The following is a 15,543-nucleotide window of genomic DNA, read 5'->3' as shown; positions in this document are numbered from 1 at the left end:
GGGGAGTACGTCGGTCACTTGCCCAGCACCGCTTCCATGACGGACTTGGCGATCGGACCGGCGAGGCGTCCGCCGGCGATCTCGTCGCGGGCGGTGTCGCTGGACTCGACCAGGACCGCGACGGCGACCTCGTTGTCGCCGTCCTTGGCGTACGAGACGAACCAGGCATAGGGCGGACGGTCGGGCGTCGACTGGGCGGTGCCGGTCTTGGCCCCCACCTCGACGTTGGCGATCTGCGCCGAGGTCGCGGTGCCCTGCTGGACCGTGCTGACCATCATCTCGCGCAGCTTGCGGGCCGTCGTCTCGCTGACGGCCTCGCTGAGCCGCTCGGGCTGCGTCTTGTCGAGCACGCGCAGATTGGGCGCGCGCACGGTGTCGATGACGTAGGGCTTCATGACGTCGCCGTCGTTGGCGATGCCCGCCGCGACCATGGCCATCTGCAGCGGCGTCGCCGCCACGTCGAACTGGCCGATGCCGGTCTGGCCGAGCTGCGGCGGCTCGAGCGTCGTGTCGGGGTTCGTGAAGCGGCTGGGGCTCGCGGCCAGACCGTCGATCGGGTCGGTGCCGAAGCCGAACTTGGCGGCCTGCTCGCCGAGCTTCTCCTGGCCGATCTCGAGGGCGAGACCACCGAAGGCGACGTTGCACGAGACGTTGAGCGCCCGCTCGAACGTGATCGTGCTGCCGCCGCAGTTGCCGCCGTTCTCGTTGGGCAGGGTGTAGCCGTAGCCGGGGAACTTCAGCGTCGTGCCGGCCTTGACCTTGTCGTCGATGTCGGTGACGACACCGTTCTCGAGGGCGGCGGCCGCCGTGATGAGCTTGAACGTCGAGCCCGGGGGCAGCGTCTGCTCGGTCGAGCGGTTGGTCATGGGCTGGTCGTCGTCGGTCGTGAGGTCCTGCCAGGCCTTCTGCACCTCGGTGAAGTCGTGGCTCGCGAGGCGGTTCGGGTCGTACGACGGCTGCGACACCATCGCGAGGACGGCACCCGTGCGGGGGTCGATCGCCGCGACGGCGCCCTTGGTGTCGTCGCCCAGGCGCTCGAGGCCCTCGGCGGCGGCCTTCTGGGCCAGGGGGTCGATCGTGAGCTCGACGCTGCCGCCCTTGGGCTGCTTGTTCGACACCAGGTCGACGACCCGGTTGACGAACAGGCGGTCGTCGCTGCCCGACAGGACGTCGTTCTGCGTGCTCTCGACGGCGCTGCGACCGTAGATGTAGGAGAAGTAGCCGGTCAGGGGCGCGTACAGGTCGTCGTCGGGGTAGCGGCGCTGGAACTTGTACTCGTCCTTGCTCTTGACGCTCTCGGCGACGGGCTTGCCGTCGACCAGGATCGCGCCGCGGTCGCGGGAGAACTCCTCGTTGATGACGCGGCGGTTGCCGTTCTTGCTGTTGAGCTCGTCGGCCTGCACGAACTGCACGAAGTTGGCGTTGAGGATCAGCGCCAGGAACAGCACGAGGCACGCGACGGCGATGTTGCGGATGGGACGGTTCACGAGATCTTCACCACCTGGGTCTCGTCGTTGCTGTCGAAGGTCGAGATCTCGGGGGCGGGGCGACGCGTCTGGTCGCTGATGCGCAGCAGCAGACCGATGATGGCCCAGTTCATGACGACCGACGAGCCGCCCTGCGCCATGAACGGCGTCGTCAGACCCGTCAGCGGGATCAGGCGGGTGACGCCGCCGACCACGACGAACACCTGCAGCGCGAACGAGAACGCGAGACCCGCGGCCAGCAGCTTGCCGAAGGCGTCACGGCACGTCAGCGCGATGCGCAGTCCGCGCTCGACGATGAGCCCGTAGATCAGCAGGATCGCCATGAGGCCCGTCAGGCCCAGCTCCTCGCCCATCGAGGCGGCGATGAAGTCCGAGAACGAGTACGGCGTCAGCTGCGGGCTGCCCTGGCCGAGACCCTGGCCGAGGATGCCGCCGTGCGCCAGCCCGAACAGGCCGTTGATGACCTGGCCGTTGCGGTCGGGGTCGCCGAACGGGTCGAGCCAGGCATCGAAGCGCACGCGCACGTGGCCGAAGGCGGCATAGCCGAAGTAGGCGCCGGCGCCGAACAGCAGCCCGCCGACGACGATCCAGCCCGGGCGCTCGGTCGACACGTAGAGCATCACGACGAACAGGCCGAAGAACAGCAGGGACGATCCGAGGTCGCGCTGGAAGACCAGGATGCCGACGCTGATGAGCCAGCACGCGAGGATCGGGCCGAGGTCGCGCCCACGCGGCAGGTCGATGCCCATGACGCGCCGGCCGGCCAGCGCGAGGGCGTCGCGCTTGACGACGAGGTAGCCGGCGAAGAAGATCGCGAGGCACACCTTGGCGGCCTCGCCGGGCTGGAAGCTGAAGCCGAACAGGACGACCCAGATGCGGGCACCGTTGATCGTCTGCCCCACGCCGGGGATCAGCGGCAGGATCAGCAGGCCGATCGCGGCGGCGCCGAACGTGTACGTCAGCGTCTGCAGGCGGCGGTGGTCGCGCACCGCGATCAGGATGCCGGCGAAGGCCGCGATGCCGACGGCCGTCCACACCAGCTGGGAGTTCGCGAACGCGGCCCGGGCGGGGTCGATCTGCTGGCGTCCGATGTCGAGCCGGTAGATCATCGCGAGGCCGAGACCGTTGAGCGAGATGACCAGCGGCAGCAGCACGGGATCGGCGTACGGGGCGACCCGGCGCACGATCAGGTGCGTCGCGATGGCCACGACGATCAGGGCGCCGCCGAGCTTGTAGGTGTCGGCCGGGATCGTGCCCTCGGCACCGAGGCCCACCGAGGCGTAGGCGGCGATGCCGATGAAGACGGCCAGGAAGGTCAGGAACAGCTCGGCCCCGCGCCGCTTGCGGGGGACCCAGACCGGGGTCGTCATGGGGTCCAGACCGCGGGGGTCGCGGCGGTCGGGGTCGTGGTCGCCGGGGCGGGCGCGGTGCTGGGGCTGGGTGCCGGGGTGGGCGGGGTGATGACGTCGAGCTCCTTGATGGTCTGCAGGGCATCGGCCTTGCTCGAGGCCTCGATGCCGTCCTCGATCTCGCGACGCTGGAACTCGCTGAGCGACGTCAGCTCGATCTCGGTCGTCTCGTCGACGTGGCTCAGGGTGATGCCGGGGATGTCGGCCTGGACGCCGCGGTAGACCGCGACCTTCCCGCCGACGTCCGAGACGTAGTACTGGGTCTGCGACCACTGGTACGCGAAGTAGCCGGCGGCGGCGAGGATCGCCGCGAGCACGACGAGCCCGGCCGTCCACCGCACCCAGCGCCGCCGGCTCGGCGGTCGGGGGGCGTAGCGCAGCTCCTCGGGGTCGAAGGTCTGCTCACCGTCGGTGCGGGTCGTGTCGGTGCCCGCAGCGGCGTTGCCGGTGCGGGGACGCTGCTGGCTCGCGGCCGCGCCGACGAGCTGCGGCTGGCCGTCGGAGCACGACAGGTGCTCGTCGGGCTCGGTGTTCTTCTCGACGAACTCGGCGATCACGACGGTGACGTTGTCGACGCCGCCGCCCTCGAGGGCCAGGCGGATGAGCTCGGTCGCGGCCATGTCGATCGTCTCGGCGCCGAGGGCGCGGGCGATCGCGGGGTCCTCGACCATGTCGGAGAGGCCGTCGCTGCACAGCAGGTAGCGATCGCCCAGCACGGGCTGCACCCAGCTGAGGTCGGCGCCGTTGTCGTCGCGGCCCAGCATCGCGCGCAGGATCAGCGAGCGGTGCGGGTGCGTGCGCGCCTCGGCCTTGGAGATGCGGCCCTCGTCGATCAGGCTCTGGACGAAGGTGTGGTCGGTGCTGATCTGCTGCAGGTCGTTGCCGCGCAGGCGGTAGACCCGCGAGTCGCCGATGTGCGCGAAGGCGAACTTCTCGCCGTCCCACAGCAGGGCGTCGAGCGTCGTGCCCATGCCCTCGACGGCGGGGTCGCGGGCGATGATGTCGGCCAGGCGCTGGTTGGCGTCGATCACGGCTCGGTCGAGGGCGTCGATCGCATCGATGTCGAGGTCGCGGTCGAGCTGGCGGATGACGTGGAGCGTCTCGGACGAGGCGATCTCGCCGGCGGCGGCACCGCCCATGCCGTCGGCGATGACGAGCAGGTGGTCGCTCGCGTAGCCGGAGTCCTCGTTGTCGGCGCGGCGCAGACCCGTGTCGGTCAGGGCGACGTAGCGGTAGCTCAGGGCGGTCATGGACTACTTCTGCAGCTCGACGATGGTCTTGCCGAGGCGCACCTGGATGCCCAGGCCGATCGGGATCGGCGTCGTGATGCGCTGGCTGCCGAGGTACGTGCCGTTGGTCGAGCCGAGGTCCTCGACGAACCACTGCTCGCCGTTGGTCGCGAAGCGGGCGTGACGCGTCGAGACGTAGTCGTCGTCGAGGCGGATCGCCGCGTCGGTGCCGCGTCCCAGCAGGATCGGCCCGTCGCCGAGGGGCACGCTCTGGCCGGCGTTGGGCCCGTCGACGATCTTGAGCGTCGTGGGGTTACCGCGCGGGGGCTTGCGCGCCTTGGTGCGGCCGACCTTGGCCGGCGCCTTCTGCTTGGCCGGGCGGGGTGTCGACGGGGCCTTGGTGCCGAAGATGTCGGAGCGGATGACCGACACGGCCGACAGCACGAACAGCCACAGCACGGCCAGGAAGCCGAGCTTGATGAGGGTCAGGGTGAGCTCGGACATCACGTCACTTCCGTCATGCGGATGATGATCACGGTGTTGCCCAGCCGGATCTCCGAGCCGTCGGCGACGACCGCGGTGGCGACGCGGTGCCCGTTGAGCACGACGCCGTTGGTCGAGTCGAGGTCGACGATCGTGACGGTGGTCTCGGCGCCGCTCTGGTGGATCTTGACCTGCGCGTGACGCCGCGAGATGCCCGGGTCGTCGATCTTGAGGTCGGCCTCGTTGCCGCGGCCGATCACGACACCGGGAGGGCTCAGGGGGTGACGCATGCCGTTGACCTCGAGGATGACGTCGGCCGACCGCACGGCCGTGTCGGTCATGCGCTGGCCCGCGACGGGCGTGACGGCGGCGGTGGTCTTGCTGCGCACCCGGAAGCGTCCGGTGCTGAGGTCGTTGACCATCGTGAACGTCAGCTCGAACGCGCCGGGCATCGTGTAGCGCTGCTCGACGACGTGCTCCTTGACGAGCGTCTCGAGCTCCTCGGCCAGCGTCGTGCTGAACGGGTTGAGGCGTTCGAAGTCGGAGGGCGCGAGCTCGACGGTGAAGTCGTTCGGCACCAGCATCCGGTCGCGCGACAGGATGTGCGCGGAGTTGTCGACCTCGCGCTGCAGGGCAGCGGCGATCTCGACCGGCTGCACCGCGCTGCGGAAGGCCCGGGCGAACGCTCCCGTCACGGCACCCTCCAGCCGTTGCTCGAAGCGCTGCAGCACCCCCGCCATCTACGGCCGCCTTCCGATCGGATCAATGATGTTCCCTGCGATGGTATCGGGACTCCCCGAAGTGGCGCCTCATCCGTCGTGACCGGGCGCGGGGGAAACCTACCGGAGATGGCCTGTTAGACTGTGTGACCGGTCCTCAGGGACCATGCGCGGGTGGCGGAATGGTAGACGCGCTGGCTTCAGGTGCCAGTGTCCGCAAGGGCGTGGGGGTTCAAATCCCCCCTCGCGCACAGGATCGACGAAGGGCCGGAACCTCAGGGTTCCGGCCCTTTCTCGTCGCGATGCAGCGACCGGAACGTGTTCCACGAACCCGTGGTGAAGATGGCGTGGCGCCCCGAGGACCGACACCCCGTGCGGACGGAGAGGTCCGAACGGGGTGACGGTCGAGTGGGGGCGGTTGTCAGCTGAAGTCGAGCACGATGCGGCCGCGCACCCCGCCGCCGGCCAGCAGCTTGTGGGCCTCCGCTGCCTGCTCGGCCGGGAACGTCGTGGCCACTCGCAACGTCAGCGTGCCGTCCTCGGCCTGCTGACGGAGGCGGTCGAGCTTGTCGGTGTGGCCGACGGCGGACGAGACGAAGATCGGGTGCACCGAGATGTCGCGGTCGGTCGGACCGTCCCACCCGCGGATGGTCACGAGCGCCCCGCCGTCCTTGATGGCCGCGAGCGTCTGGTCGATCTGCACGGAGCCGTCGGCCAGGCCGTCGACGCCCTCGGGCACGGCGGCGCGGATGGTGGCGGCCACGTCGTCGCCGCGGGGGACGACGATGTCGGCGCCCAGGTCGCGGACGAGGTCCTCCTCGCCCTCCTTGGCGTCGGCGACGACGCGCAGGCCGTCGGCCTTGGCCAGCTGCACGACGTATCCGCCGAACGCGCCGGCCGCGCCGGTGACGGCGACGGTCCCGCCGGCCGGGACGGCCATCTCGTCGAGGGCCAGGCGCGCGGTGAGCGCGTTCATGAGCAGGGTCGCCGCCGCTGCGTCGTCGACACCGGCGGGTGCGGGGACGACCTGCTCGGCGGGCAGCACGATCTGCTCCTGGTAGGCGCCACGCGTCTTGCTGAGGGGAGCGACGACGGCGATCACGCGGTCGCCGACCGCGAACCGGTCGACGCCCGCACCGATCGCGTCGACGACGCCGGACAGGTCCATGCCGGGGACGTGCGGCCCGGGCGGCACCTCGCCGTCGCGGTAGTAGGCACCGCGGATCATCGCGGTGTCGGTGGGGTTGACGGTCGCGGCGTGGACGCGGATGCGGATCTGGCCGTCCTGCGGATCCTGCACAGGAAGGTCGAGCACCTCCAGGTCGTCCTCGTCGCCGGGCAGGGGCACTCCGATGGCTCGCATGTCCGGTGCAACTCGGCCTGCACGATGCCTATTCCGGACAGGTGGTCGGCCCGGTGCTCGAGGACCAGCAGACATGGCGTGCGGAGACCGCGTCAGCGGACGGCCGAGACCTCGCTCTGCGGGCGACCCTGCAGCAGGGCCCAGTCGGCCGAGACCTCGGCGGCCGTGCGGACGAGCGCGGGCAGGTAGACCTGCGTCAGGGTCTCGACGCTGGTCTCGGCCGCGTTGACCGTCACGTTCATGGCCGAGACGGTGCGACCGGACGCGTCGCGCACTGGCACCGCCACGGACCTCACGCCCGGGGCCAGCTCCTCGTCGGCGAGGGCCCACCCCTGCTCGCGGATCGTCGCGAGCTGCCCGCGCACGCGGTCGACGTCGACGGACGGCACGGCCACGCCGGGGGCGCGGCTGGGGATGCGCAGGGTCGTGTCGAGCGCGTCGGCGTCGAGGGCCGCCAGCAGCACCTTGCCCTGCGACGTCACGACGGCCGGAAAGCGCGTGCCGATCTCGACCCGGATCGCGATGATCTTCGGCACGGCGACCCGCGCGACGTAGACGATGTCGGACCCGTCGAGCTGCGTCATCGAGGTCGACTCGCCGGTCGTGCGGACGAGGTCCTCCATGTGGGGGCGCGCGACGTCCCACAGCCCGGTCGAGCCGACGTACGCCATGCCGAGGCGCAGCACCTTCGGCGTCAGGTCGTACGAGCCACCGGTCACGCGGACGAACCCGAGCTCGGCCAGCGTCAGGAGCAGGCGACGGGCGGTGGGGCGGGCCAGGTCGCTCGCGGTCGCGATCTCGCTGAGGCTCATCGCCCGTGCGGCCGTTCCGAGGCACTCGATGACGTCGAGCCCTCGAGCGAGTGCCTCGACGAAGTCAGCGCCCTCGCCCCGCTTGGCCACAGGTCATGCCTTCCGTCCCGGATGTGAGCGTCATTCTCGCACGGCACCGCCCCCTCGACGCCCCCGTGCGATGATCCCGGGCATGACGAGCCAGCCGGGGTACGACGCGCTCGCAGGCGCCTACGACGACGCCTTCCCGCAGGGGTACGCATCGGTCCTCGAGCGCCACGCCGTCGCGGCGTTCGTCGCGGAGGCCGCGGCGGGCCCGGTCGGCACGATCGTCGACGTCGGGTGCGGCACGGGCCACGTCACGAGCGACCTCGCCGTCGCAGGGCTCGACGTCGTGGGTATCGACCCGTCGGCCGGCATGCTCGCGATCGCCCGCCGCAGCCACCCGCACGTGCGGTTCGTCGAGGGAGACGCGACCCTCGCCGCGCTCGGCGACGACGGCCCGCTCGCCGGAGTGCTGGCGAGGTTCAGCCTGATCCACGTGCACCCCGACGACGTCCGGGCCGTCGTCGACGCGTGGGTGCGGCGGCTGTGGCCCGGCTCGCGGGTCATGGTCGCGTTCCAGTGCACCGACGACGCGTCAGGACCGGTCGTCGAGTTCGACCACCGCGTCGCGCGGGCGTGGCGCTGGCACCCGGACGCGATGGTCGACCTGCTCACGGCAGCGGGCCTGACCGAGCGGTGGCGCCTCGTGGCGCAGCCCGACCCAGACCGCCGGTTCGCCGAGTGCCACGTGTCGCTCGAGCTGGCGTGACCCCTACTGCCCGAGGTGGCGGTCGATCCACCCGATGACGTCGGCGGTGACCTCGTCGCGGTTGGTCTCGTTGAGGATCTCGTGGCGCCCCTGCGGGTAGAGGACGACCTCGACGTCGGTGACGCCGGCGTCGCGGTAGCGGGTCGCGAGCAGCTCGATGAGCTCGCCACCGCCGGCCAGCGGGTCGTCGGTGCCGGACGCCAGCAGGATCGGCAGGTCGTGCCGGATGCCCGCGAGCGCGGCCGGGTCGGCGAGCCGCTCGGTCCCGGCGAACAACGACGGGAGCGTCTCGGCGGGCAGGTCGAACCCGCACAGCGGATCGGCGACGTACGCGTCGACCTCGGCCTCGTCGCGCGACAGCCACTCGTAGCCCGTGCGGTCGTCGAACGGCGCGTTGAACGCGCTGAGGTCGCCGACGGGTCCGTCACCCATGCCCGCGGCGAGGACGTCGAGCGCCGTCGACCCCGACAGCACGACCGCGTCGTACAGGTCGGAGCGCTCGAGCAGCACGTGCTGCGTCGCGAACGACCCCATCGAGTGGCCGAACAGGACGAGCGGCAGGTCGGGGTGCTGCTCGCGCAGCTGCTCGCCGAGCTGCACGACGTCGGCCTGCAGGCCCGCGAAGCCCGGCGCGCCGAAGTCGCCCGGTGCGGCGTGGATCGAGCGGCCGTGCCCGCGGTGGTCGGCCGCGTGCACGTGGTAGCCGGCTGCGTTGAGCGCGACCGCGAACCGGTCGTACCGGGCGGAGTGCTCGGCCAGGCCGTGGGCGATCTGCACGACACCGCGGGCGTCCGTGCCCTCGGGCAGCGGCCACGCGTAGGTCGCGATGTCGATGCCGTCCTGGCGTGAGCTGAAGGATCCGTCGAGGTGCGTCATGCGTCCAGCGTGCCAGACCCGACGGACCACCCGTCGGGGGTCAGAGGCGGTTCAGCACCTTCACCATGTCGTCCTCGGTGTCGCTGCCGATCTTCTCGAAGACGAGCTTGACGAAGGGGGTCGCGAGCTTGGCGGCGCCGCTCATCTCGATGACGGCCTCGTACGTGATCTCGCTGCCCGAGCCCGACGGCACGACCGTGATCGCGTCGGTCGTGGTGGCGCTGTCGTTCTTGCCGGCGAAGACGACCTTGGAGTCGGTGAGCTCCTCGAGCGTGTACTCCAGCTCGGTCGAGACGCCCGCGATCTTGGACGTGTTGTGCCAGCGGCTGCCGACGGCGACCGGTCCGGCGTCGATGCGGTCGCACTTCTCGGTGCCCGGGTCCCACTCCTCGGCGTGCGAGAAGTCCTTGAGGTAGTCCAGGACGGTGGCGGGGGAGGGCTCGACGGTGAAGGTGCGGCTGATGGTTGTCATGTCGGTGGCGTACCCGAGGACGATCGGATCAATCCGCCGCGGCCGCTATCGTCGGCGCATGTCACTCGTGCTCCTCGAATCCGACGGTCCCGTCCGCCTGCTGACGCTGAACGCCCCGGAGCGTCGCAACGCCCTGGACTGGCCGCTGCTCGACGAGCTGGCCGAGGCCGTCCGCACCGTCGCGGCGGATCGCGACGCCCGCGCGCTCGTCGTCACCGGGGCCGGCAAGGGCTTCTGCGCCGGGGCGAACCTGGCCAACCTCTTCGGCGACCTCGACCGTCCGACCGACCAGATGCGTGACCACCTCATGAAGGTCTACGCCTCGTTCCTCGGGCTGCGCGACCTGACGATCCCGACCGTCGCCGCGGTCAACGGCGCGGCGATCGGCGCGGGCCTGAACGTCGCGCTCGCGTGCGACGTCGTGGTCGCCGGCCCCCACGCGGGGTTCGGCCCGACGTTCGCCGAGATCGGCCTGCACCCCGGCGGCGGGTGCAGCTGGATGCTGACCGAACGCATCGGCCGCGGGCGCGCGACCGCCGCCCTGCTCGAGGGAGCGGTCATCGGCCCCGACGAGGCGCTGCGCATCGGGCTGGCCGACCGGTCGGCCGACGACGCCCTGGCGGACGCTCTCGGGCTCGCGCACGTCTACGCGGAGCGCGAGCCCGTGCTCATGGCCGACATCAAGCAGTCGGTGCGGATCGCGTCGACGTCCGACCTGCCCACCTCGCTCGACTACGAGTCGTGGCGGCAGGCCGAGTCGATGCAGAACGAGCGCTTCCGCACGTTCATGCGGCGATTCGCCGACTAGGACAGGCCTGCGGCGTACTCGGCCTGGCCGAGGTGCTTGAGGTCGTCGCCGATCACGCTGACGAGTCGCGCGGCCAACGTCACCGGTGGGTCCCAGCCCTCGTCGACGACGCGGTCGAGGTCGCCCTCGTCCAGCCCGGAGACGTAGCGCTGCGTCGCGGCGGTGACCTCACGGGCGTAGCCCGTCAGCAGCTCCGCGGTGGGCCGGACGGCGTCGACCTCGTCGGGCGTCTGGCCGTAGCCCGTCGCACCGGCCTCGAACGGCAGGCCGAACCGGTCGACCCAGCCGCTCGCGAACCACACCTGCTCGGTGCCCGCGGCGTCGGCGACGTGGTCGTCCTGCACGCGCAGCAGGTGCCACACGAGCCACCCGACGGTGTTGGCGCCGGGAGCAACCCGGCGCACGAGGTCGGCGTCGGACATCGGCTCGACCAGCGCGACGACGTCGTCGCCGATGCGGCCGAAGGTGTCGCCCAGGACGTCGGCGACCGTGCTCACGACCCGGGCCACTCGCCGGTGGCGCGCTCGAACGTGCGCGCTCCCTGGCGCTGGATGACGGTCTTGACCGTCGAGTAGATGGCTCCCTGGATCACCGCGGCGAGCAGGATCTCCTTGAAGTCGTACTCGGACTCCAGCGGGCCGGGCGGGTCGACGCCGTCGCCGGCGCTGACCCGCTTCCAGACCTGCTTGAAGATCGCGCTCGCGATCAGGCCGCCCGCGATCGAGCTGACGATGCCGACCGGGCGGTAGAGGATCTTGGCCGACGTGCTGGGGGCTGTGCCGGGTGCGGTCCTGGCGTTCTTGGCTGCCATGCGGATCAGGCCTTCGCGAAGACGTCGGTGAGGGTGGCGTTGAACGCGTCGAGGTCGTCGGGGTTGCGCGACGTCACGAGGTCCCACCCGTTGGCGGGGCAGTGGAACACCGTCTTGTCGACCCACGAGCCACCGGCGTTGGTGATGTCGGTCGACAGGGACGGGAACGACGTGAGCGTCTTGCCCGGCAGCACGCCGGCCTCGACGAGGGCCCACGGGCCGTGGCAGATCGCCGCGACGGGCTTGCCGGCGTCGATGAACGCCTTCACCATCGCGACCGATGCGTCGTCGCCGCGGACGTTGTCGGCGTTGACCGTGCCGCCGGGGATGACGAGTGCGTCGAAGTCGGCGACCGAGGCCGCGTCGACCGTGAGGTCGGGGTCGAAGGTGTCGTCCTTGTCGACGTCGCCGACCATCGACTGCACCGGGGACTTCTCGGGTGCGATGAGCGTGGGCGTGCCGCCCGCGTCGATCACGGCCTGCCACGGTGACGTCAGCTCGGCCTTCTCGACGCCGACCTGCGACGTGAGGAAGGCGATCGTGCGGCCGGACAGCTGCTGGTTCGAATCGGTGCTCATGGTGCCTCCTGATGACATGGGGACGTCGGGCTCGCGGCGCCCCCCGAGCGTCGCGGTCGCGACGGGGACGTTCAGCTGGCGATCTTCTCCTGGCGGGCCATCGCGGCCCGCTCGCCCTCGGTCAACCCGCCCCAGACGCCGTACGGCTCGCGGACCGCGAGAGCGTGCTGACGGCACCGCTCGATGACCGGGCAGCGCAGGCACAGCTGCTTGGCAGCCTGCTCGCGTCGCTCGCGCTTGGCGCCTCGCTCGGCTTCGGGGGAGAAGAAGACAGAGCTGTCGACGCCCATGCAGGCGCCCTCGTACTGCCATTCGTACGCGTCCATCATGGGACCGGGGAGGCGGTTGACGTTGACCATGATTCCTTCTTTCCCCGAATTGAACGGGATCAAACCTCGAATTCAGAATGTGTTCGAAACTTACTCAGAACTTGTTCAGAGCGCAAGGCCCTGAACAAGTTCTATGCTGGGCACATGTCGAACCCCGAGAGCGTCGAGGCCTCCGAGCCCGACGAGACGGGGCGTCCCGTCGGCGCGATCGTCTGGAACGTCGGCTCCGTGGCCGAACGTCTCGGCATCTCCCCGTCCACCCTGCGCACGTGGGAGCGCCGGTACGGCGTCGGCCCGACGCACCGCACCACCGGCGGCCACCGCCGGTACACCGAGACCGACATCCATCGCGTCACGCTCGTGCAGGCGCTGATCAGTCGCGGCGCGCCGCCGATGGAGGCCGCCCGCGTCGCGCAGGCCGTCGCCGCCGACGGCCTGGAGGCCGCGCTGCTCGAGGCGTCGATCGACGACCACGGCGCCGACCTCGACCACGGGCAGATCATCGACGGCATCATCCGGGCGGCGCGCGACTACGAGCCCGATCGCGTCGGGGCCCTCGTGGGCGGAGCGCTGCGGCGCGACGGTGTCAACGGCGCGTGGTCGGGCGTGATCGCGCCGGCGCTCATCCGCATCGGCGAGGAGTGGTCGAACGGGCGGCTCGGCATCGAGGTCGAGCACATCGCGAGCGAGGTCATCGTCGGCGAGCTGCGCGCCTACACGCGGGCGGCGGGTCGCCTCGACTCCAGCGGCCCGACGATCGTCCTGGCCAGCGCCGAGAGCGACCTGCACTCGATGCCGCTCATCGCGCTCGAGGCCGGGCTGGCCGAGGCCGGGCTCGCGTGCCACGTGCTGGGGGCCCAGTTCCCCGCCAAGGCCCTGGCGAGCATGACCGCCAACCTGCGCCCCACCATCGTGTTCGTCTGGGCGTCGCTGCCGCGCGAGGAGGACGACGACATGTGGAAGGTCGTGACCGCGATGGTCCCGCCCACCACCGCGATCCTCGGCGGCCCGGGGTGGCCCCAGCGGCCGGACGCGCGAGGGCACGCGACGATCAGCGTCAGCCTCGAGTCGACGGTCGCGCGCATCACCTCGCTCGTCGGCTGAGCGCACCTACCGGCCGGTAGCCGGACGGCTAGATTGGGGCCATGACCGAACCCCGCGTGCTCGTCGAGGTCGACGGACCGATCGCCCACGTCACGCTCAACCGTCCCGACAAGCTCAACGGCATCGACCTCGACACGATCGACGAGCTGATCGCCGCCGCCGACCGGCTGCGCTCGGACCGCGCCGTCCGCGCGGTCGTCCTGCGCGGGGCGGGACGCTCCTTCAGCGCCGGCCTCGACTTCGGGGCCGCGTTCGCCGACCGGAACCGGGTCAAGAAGTTCTTCATCGCGGGCCCGCGCGCCCTCAACCGCTTCCAGCGCGTCAACCAGGTCTGGCGCGAGCTGCCCGTCCCGGTCGTCGCGGTGCTGCAGGGTCACGTCTACGGCGCGGGTCTCCAGCTGGCCTCGTGCGCCGACTTCCGGTTCACGACGCCCGACGCGACCTGGGCGATCCTCGAGGCCAAGTGGGGCCTCGTGCCCGACATGGGCGGCACCGTCCCCTTCAGCGAGCTGCTGCCGGCCGACGTCCTGATGCGCCTGGCCATGACCGGCGAGACGTTCTCGGGCACCCGCGCCGCCGAGCTGGGGCTCGCCACCGAGGCGACCGACGACCCCCTGGCGTCCGCCCTGGCGCTGGTCGAGCAGGTCCTCGAGCGCTCGCCCGACTCGGTCGCCGCCACCAAGCAGCTCGTCTACGGCACGCGCCGGGGCAGCCTGCGCTCGGCGTGGCGCCTCGAGCGCAAGCTGCAGGCCGCGATGTTCAAGGCCCGCAACACCGCGATTGCCCGCAAGGCCGGTGCCGCGGAGCAGAAGCCGGAGTTCGGCCCGCGGACGTTCGGCTGATTCCTCGTCCACGTCTCCGGTTGCTAGGGTTCCGGACGTGACTGATCACAACGAGCCGTCCAAGAAGGTCGCCAACCAGTACGAGCGCGACTACGACTACACCGCGTACTGGGACAACCGCGACTACGAGAACGGTGCCGAGCACATCGCCATCCGGCGCCTGCTCAAGGGCAACCACTACCGCAAGGCCGCCGACATCGGTGGCGGCTTCGGTCGTCTGTGCCTGCTGCTGCGCACGTTCTCCGACGAGGTGACGCTGGCCGAGCCGGCCGCGACGCAGCTCGAGGCCGCCAAGAAGGTGCTCGCGGGCACCGACGTCAAGCAGGTCCAGATGCAGGCCGACGACCTGAAGTTCGCCGACGGCGAGCTCGACCTGGTCACGATGGTGCGCGTCATGCACCACATCCCCGAGCCGTCCGCCGAGTTCGCCGAGATCTCGCGCGTCCTCGCGCCGGGTGGCACCGCGATCATCGAGGTCGCCAACTACGGGCACTTCATGAACCGCCGCCGGCACAAGAAGCAGGGCACGCCGCTGCCCGTCGAGCCGGTCGACATCCGTCAGACCAGGGCCGACGAGCCCGACGCGATCGCGTTCGTCAACCACAACATCGACACCGTCGTGGGCCAGCTCGCCGCCGCGGGTCTCGTGCTCGACAGCAAGCTGTCGGTCTCGAACCTGCGCAGCCAGCGGGTCAAGAAGGTCCTGCCCAAGAGCGTCATGCTCGCCGCCGAGCGCATCAGCCAGAAGCGCCTGGCCAAGAGCGACTTCGGCCCCAGCATCTTCCTCAAGCTCCGCAAGAGCTGAACGCCTACCGCACGGTCGCCCGGACGGGCACGGCCGAGGTCGAGGTCAGGCGCTCCCGGTTCCTCGCCGTCGTCACCCGTGTCGACGACGAGGCGCAGGCTCGCGACGTCATCGCGTCCGTCCGGCGCGAGCACCACGACGCACGGCACCACTGCAGTGCGTTCGTGATCGGCGCCGACGCGTCGCTGCGTCGCTCGAACGACGACGGGGAGCCGGCGGGGACGGCCGGCGCCCCGATGCTCGAGGTGCTGACCCGGCGCGACGTCAGCGACGTCGTCGCCGTCGTGACCCGGTGGTTCGGCGGCACGCTGCTGGGTGCCGGCGGACTGGTCCGCGCCTACGGCGACGCGGTCGGCCTGGCGCTCGACGCGGCCGGGACGCGTCAGCGCCGCCTGCTGCACACGATGCGCGTCACCGCCCCGGCGGCGGAGTCCGGCGCCCTCGACCACCGCCTGCGGGCCATGGGCGAGGTGTCGGACGTCGAGTACGGCACCGAGGTGGTCTTCACGGTCGGCGTCCGTGACGCCGCGCGGTTCGCCGAGGACGTCGCCGGTGCGAGCGCCGGACGCGCGACGGTCGAGCCGTCCGGCACCTCGTGGGTCGACGTCTAGCGTCCTCCTCCT

Annotated in this window: 19 protein-coding genes and 1 tRNA gene; 7 read left to right on the top strand and 13 right to left on the bottom strand. The window is 71.1% G+C overall.

Features of this window, described 5'->3' with window-relative positions:
• Positions 1–14: 14 nt before the first annotated feature.
• From IFT73_RS15925 to IFT73_RS15905, 5 genes are read right to left on the bottom strand one after another with little or no spacing between them, the layout of a single operon-like run.
• A complete protein-coding gene (locus IFT73_RS15925; protein ID WP_192168476.1) occupies positions 15–1,487 on the bottom strand; it encodes a penicillin-binding transpeptidase domain-containing protein in 1,473 nt (490 codons plus the stop codon).
• Positions 1,484–2,857, bottom strand: a complete 1,374-nt coding sequence (locus IFT73_RS15920; protein WP_192168475.1) for an FtsW/RodA/SpoVE family cell cycle protein — start codon at positions 2,855–2,857, stop codon at positions 1,484–1,486. Before IFT73_RS15920 ends, IFT73_RS15925 begins: the two co-directional genes overlap by 4 nt.
• Complete coding sequence (locus IFT73_RS15915; RefSeq protein ID WP_192168474.1) at positions 2,854–4,146, bottom strand: PP2C family serine/threonine-protein phosphatase; 1,293 nt, start codon at positions 4,144–4,146, stop codon at positions 2,854–2,856. The genes IFT73_RS15920 and IFT73_RS15915 overlap by 4 nt, the downstream gene beginning before the upstream one ends.
• 3 nt (positions 4,147–4,149) lie before the next feature.
• Entirely contained in the window at positions 4,150–4,629 is a 480-nt protein-coding gene (locus IFT73_RS15910) for an FHA domain-containing protein (protein WP_056604218.1), read from the bottom strand.
• Complete coding sequence (locus IFT73_RS15905) at positions 4,629–5,348, bottom strand: DUF3662 and FHA domain-containing protein (protein WP_192168473.1); 720 nt, start codon at positions 5,346–5,348, stop codon at positions 4,629–4,631. The genes IFT73_RS15910 and IFT73_RS15905 overlap by 1 nt, the downstream gene beginning before the upstream one ends.
• 147 nt (positions 5,349–5,495) lie before the next feature.
• Here IFT73_RS15905 and IFT73_RS15900 point away from each other — a divergent pair.
• Positions 5,496–5,578 (top strand) — tRNA-Leu (locus IFT73_RS15900).
• A 170-nt stretch (positions 5,579–5,748) separates the two neighbouring features.
• Here IFT73_RS15900 and IFT73_RS15895 read toward each other — a convergent pair.
• Together IFT73_RS15895 and IFT73_RS19660 are read right to left on the bottom strand one after the other, a co-directional pair.
• Positions 5,749–6,690: an NADP-dependent oxidoreductase gene (locus IFT73_RS15895; protein WP_192168472.1), complete on the bottom strand. Its 942-nt coding sequence runs from the start codon at positions 6,688–6,690 to the stop codon at positions 5,749–5,751.
• A 92-nt stretch (positions 6,691–6,782) separates the two neighbouring features.
• A complete protein-coding gene (locus IFT73_RS19660) occupies positions 6,783–7,592 on the bottom strand; it encodes an IclR family transcriptional regulator C-terminal domain-containing protein (protein WP_192168471.1) in 810 nt (269 codons plus the stop codon).
• 82 nt (positions 7,593–7,674) lie between these two features.
• On the opposite strand from IFT73_RS19660, the gene IFT73_RS15885 reads away from it, so the two are divergent.
• The gene (locus IFT73_RS15885) at positions 7,675–8,295 is read left to right on the top strand and encodes a trans-aconitate 2-methyltransferase (RefSeq protein ID WP_192168470.1); all 621 of its coding nucleotides are present in this window, start codon (positions 7,675–7,677) and stop codon (positions 8,293–8,295) included.
• Positions 8,296–8,298: 3 nt separating this feature from the next.
• Here IFT73_RS15885 and IFT73_RS15880 read toward each other — a convergent pair whose 3' ends face one another.
• Entirely contained in the window at positions 8,299–9,171 is an 873-nt protein-coding gene (locus tag IFT73_RS15880; RefSeq protein ID WP_192168469.1) for an alpha/beta fold hydrolase, read from the bottom strand.
• Positions 9,172–9,211: 40 nt separating this feature from the next.
• Positions 9,212–9,643 (bottom strand): SRPBCC family protein, encoded by a 432-nt coding sequence (locus tag IFT73_RS15875; RefSeq protein ID WP_192168468.1) that lies wholly within the window; start codon positions 9,641–9,643, stop codon positions 9,212–9,214.
• 58 nt (positions 9,644–9,701) lie between these two features.
• Here IFT73_RS15875 and IFT73_RS15870 point away from each other — a divergent pair, with 58 nt between their 5' ends.
• Positions 9,702–10,451, top strand: coding sequence for an enoyl-CoA hydratase (locus IFT73_RS15870; protein ID WP_192168467.1), 750 nt, complete (start codon positions 9,702–9,704; stop codon positions 10,449–10,451).
• Here IFT73_RS15870 and IFT73_RS15865 read toward each other — a convergent pair.
• The 4 genes from IFT73_RS15865 to IFT73_RS15850 all read right to left on the bottom strand — a co-directional run bounded on the left by IFT73_RS15865 (position 10,448) and on the right by IFT73_RS15850 (position 12,199).
• Positions 10,448–10,948, bottom strand: coding sequence for a DUF664 domain-containing protein (locus IFT73_RS15865; protein WP_192168466.1), 501 nt, complete (start codon positions 10,946–10,948; stop codon positions 10,448–10,450). The two genes, IFT73_RS15870 and IFT73_RS15865, sit on opposite strands and share 4 nt — an antisense overlap.
• Positions 10,945–11,262 carry a DUF4235 domain-containing protein gene (locus tag IFT73_RS15860; protein ID WP_192168465.1) on the bottom strand — a complete coding sequence of 106 codons (318 nt, stop codon included), beginning with the start codon at positions 11,260–11,262 and terminating at the stop codon, positions 10,945–10,947. The genes IFT73_RS15865 and IFT73_RS15860 overlap by 4 nt, the downstream gene beginning before the upstream one ends.
• Before the next feature lie 5 nt (positions 11,263–11,267).
• Positions 11,268–11,840, bottom strand: a complete 573-nt coding sequence (locus tag IFT73_RS15855) for a type 1 glutamine amidotransferase domain-containing protein (RefSeq protein WP_192168464.1) — start codon at positions 11,838–11,840, stop codon at positions 11,268–11,270.
• 71 nt (positions 11,841–11,911) lie between these two features.
• The gene (locus IFT73_RS15850) at positions 11,912–12,199 is read right to left on the bottom strand and encodes a WhiB family transcriptional regulator (protein WP_056604305.1); all 288 of its coding nucleotides are present in this window, start codon (positions 12,197–12,199) and stop codon (positions 11,912–11,914) included.
• Between the two features lie 114 nt (positions 12,200–12,313).
• Between IFT73_RS15850 and IFT73_RS15845 the strand changes: the two genes are divergently transcribed.
• From IFT73_RS15845 to IFT73_RS15830, 4 genes are read left to right on the top strand one after another with little or no spacing between them, the layout of a single operon-like run.
• Entirely contained in the window at positions 12,314–13,273 is a 960-nt protein-coding gene (locus IFT73_RS15845; protein ID WP_192168463.1) for a MerR family transcriptional regulator, read from the top strand.
• 41 nt (positions 13,274–13,314) lie between these two features.
• Entirely contained in the window at positions 13,315–14,115 is an 801-nt protein-coding gene (locus IFT73_RS15840) for a crotonase/enoyl-CoA hydratase family protein (protein ID WP_192168462.1), read from the top strand.
• A gap of 37 nt (positions 14,116–14,152) precedes the next feature.
• Positions 14,153–14,920, top strand: a complete 768-nt coding sequence (locus tag IFT73_RS15835; protein ID WP_192168461.1) for a class I SAM-dependent methyltransferase — start codon at positions 14,153–14,155, stop codon at positions 14,918–14,920.
• Entirely contained in the window at positions 14,917–15,531 is a 615-nt protein-coding gene (locus IFT73_RS15830; RefSeq protein ID WP_192168513.1) for a YigZ family protein, read from the top strand. Before IFT73_RS15835 ends, IFT73_RS15830 begins: the two co-directional genes overlap by 4 nt.
• The last annotated feature ends 12 nt before the right edge of the window (positions 15,532–15,543 follow it).

Source organism: Aeromicrobium sp. CFBP 8757 (assembly GCF_014841755.1).
GTDB lineage: Bacteria > Actinomycetota > Actinomycetes > Propionibacteriales > Nocardioidaceae > Aeromicrobium.
This window is presented reverse-complemented; position numbering and strand designations above follow the sequence as displayed.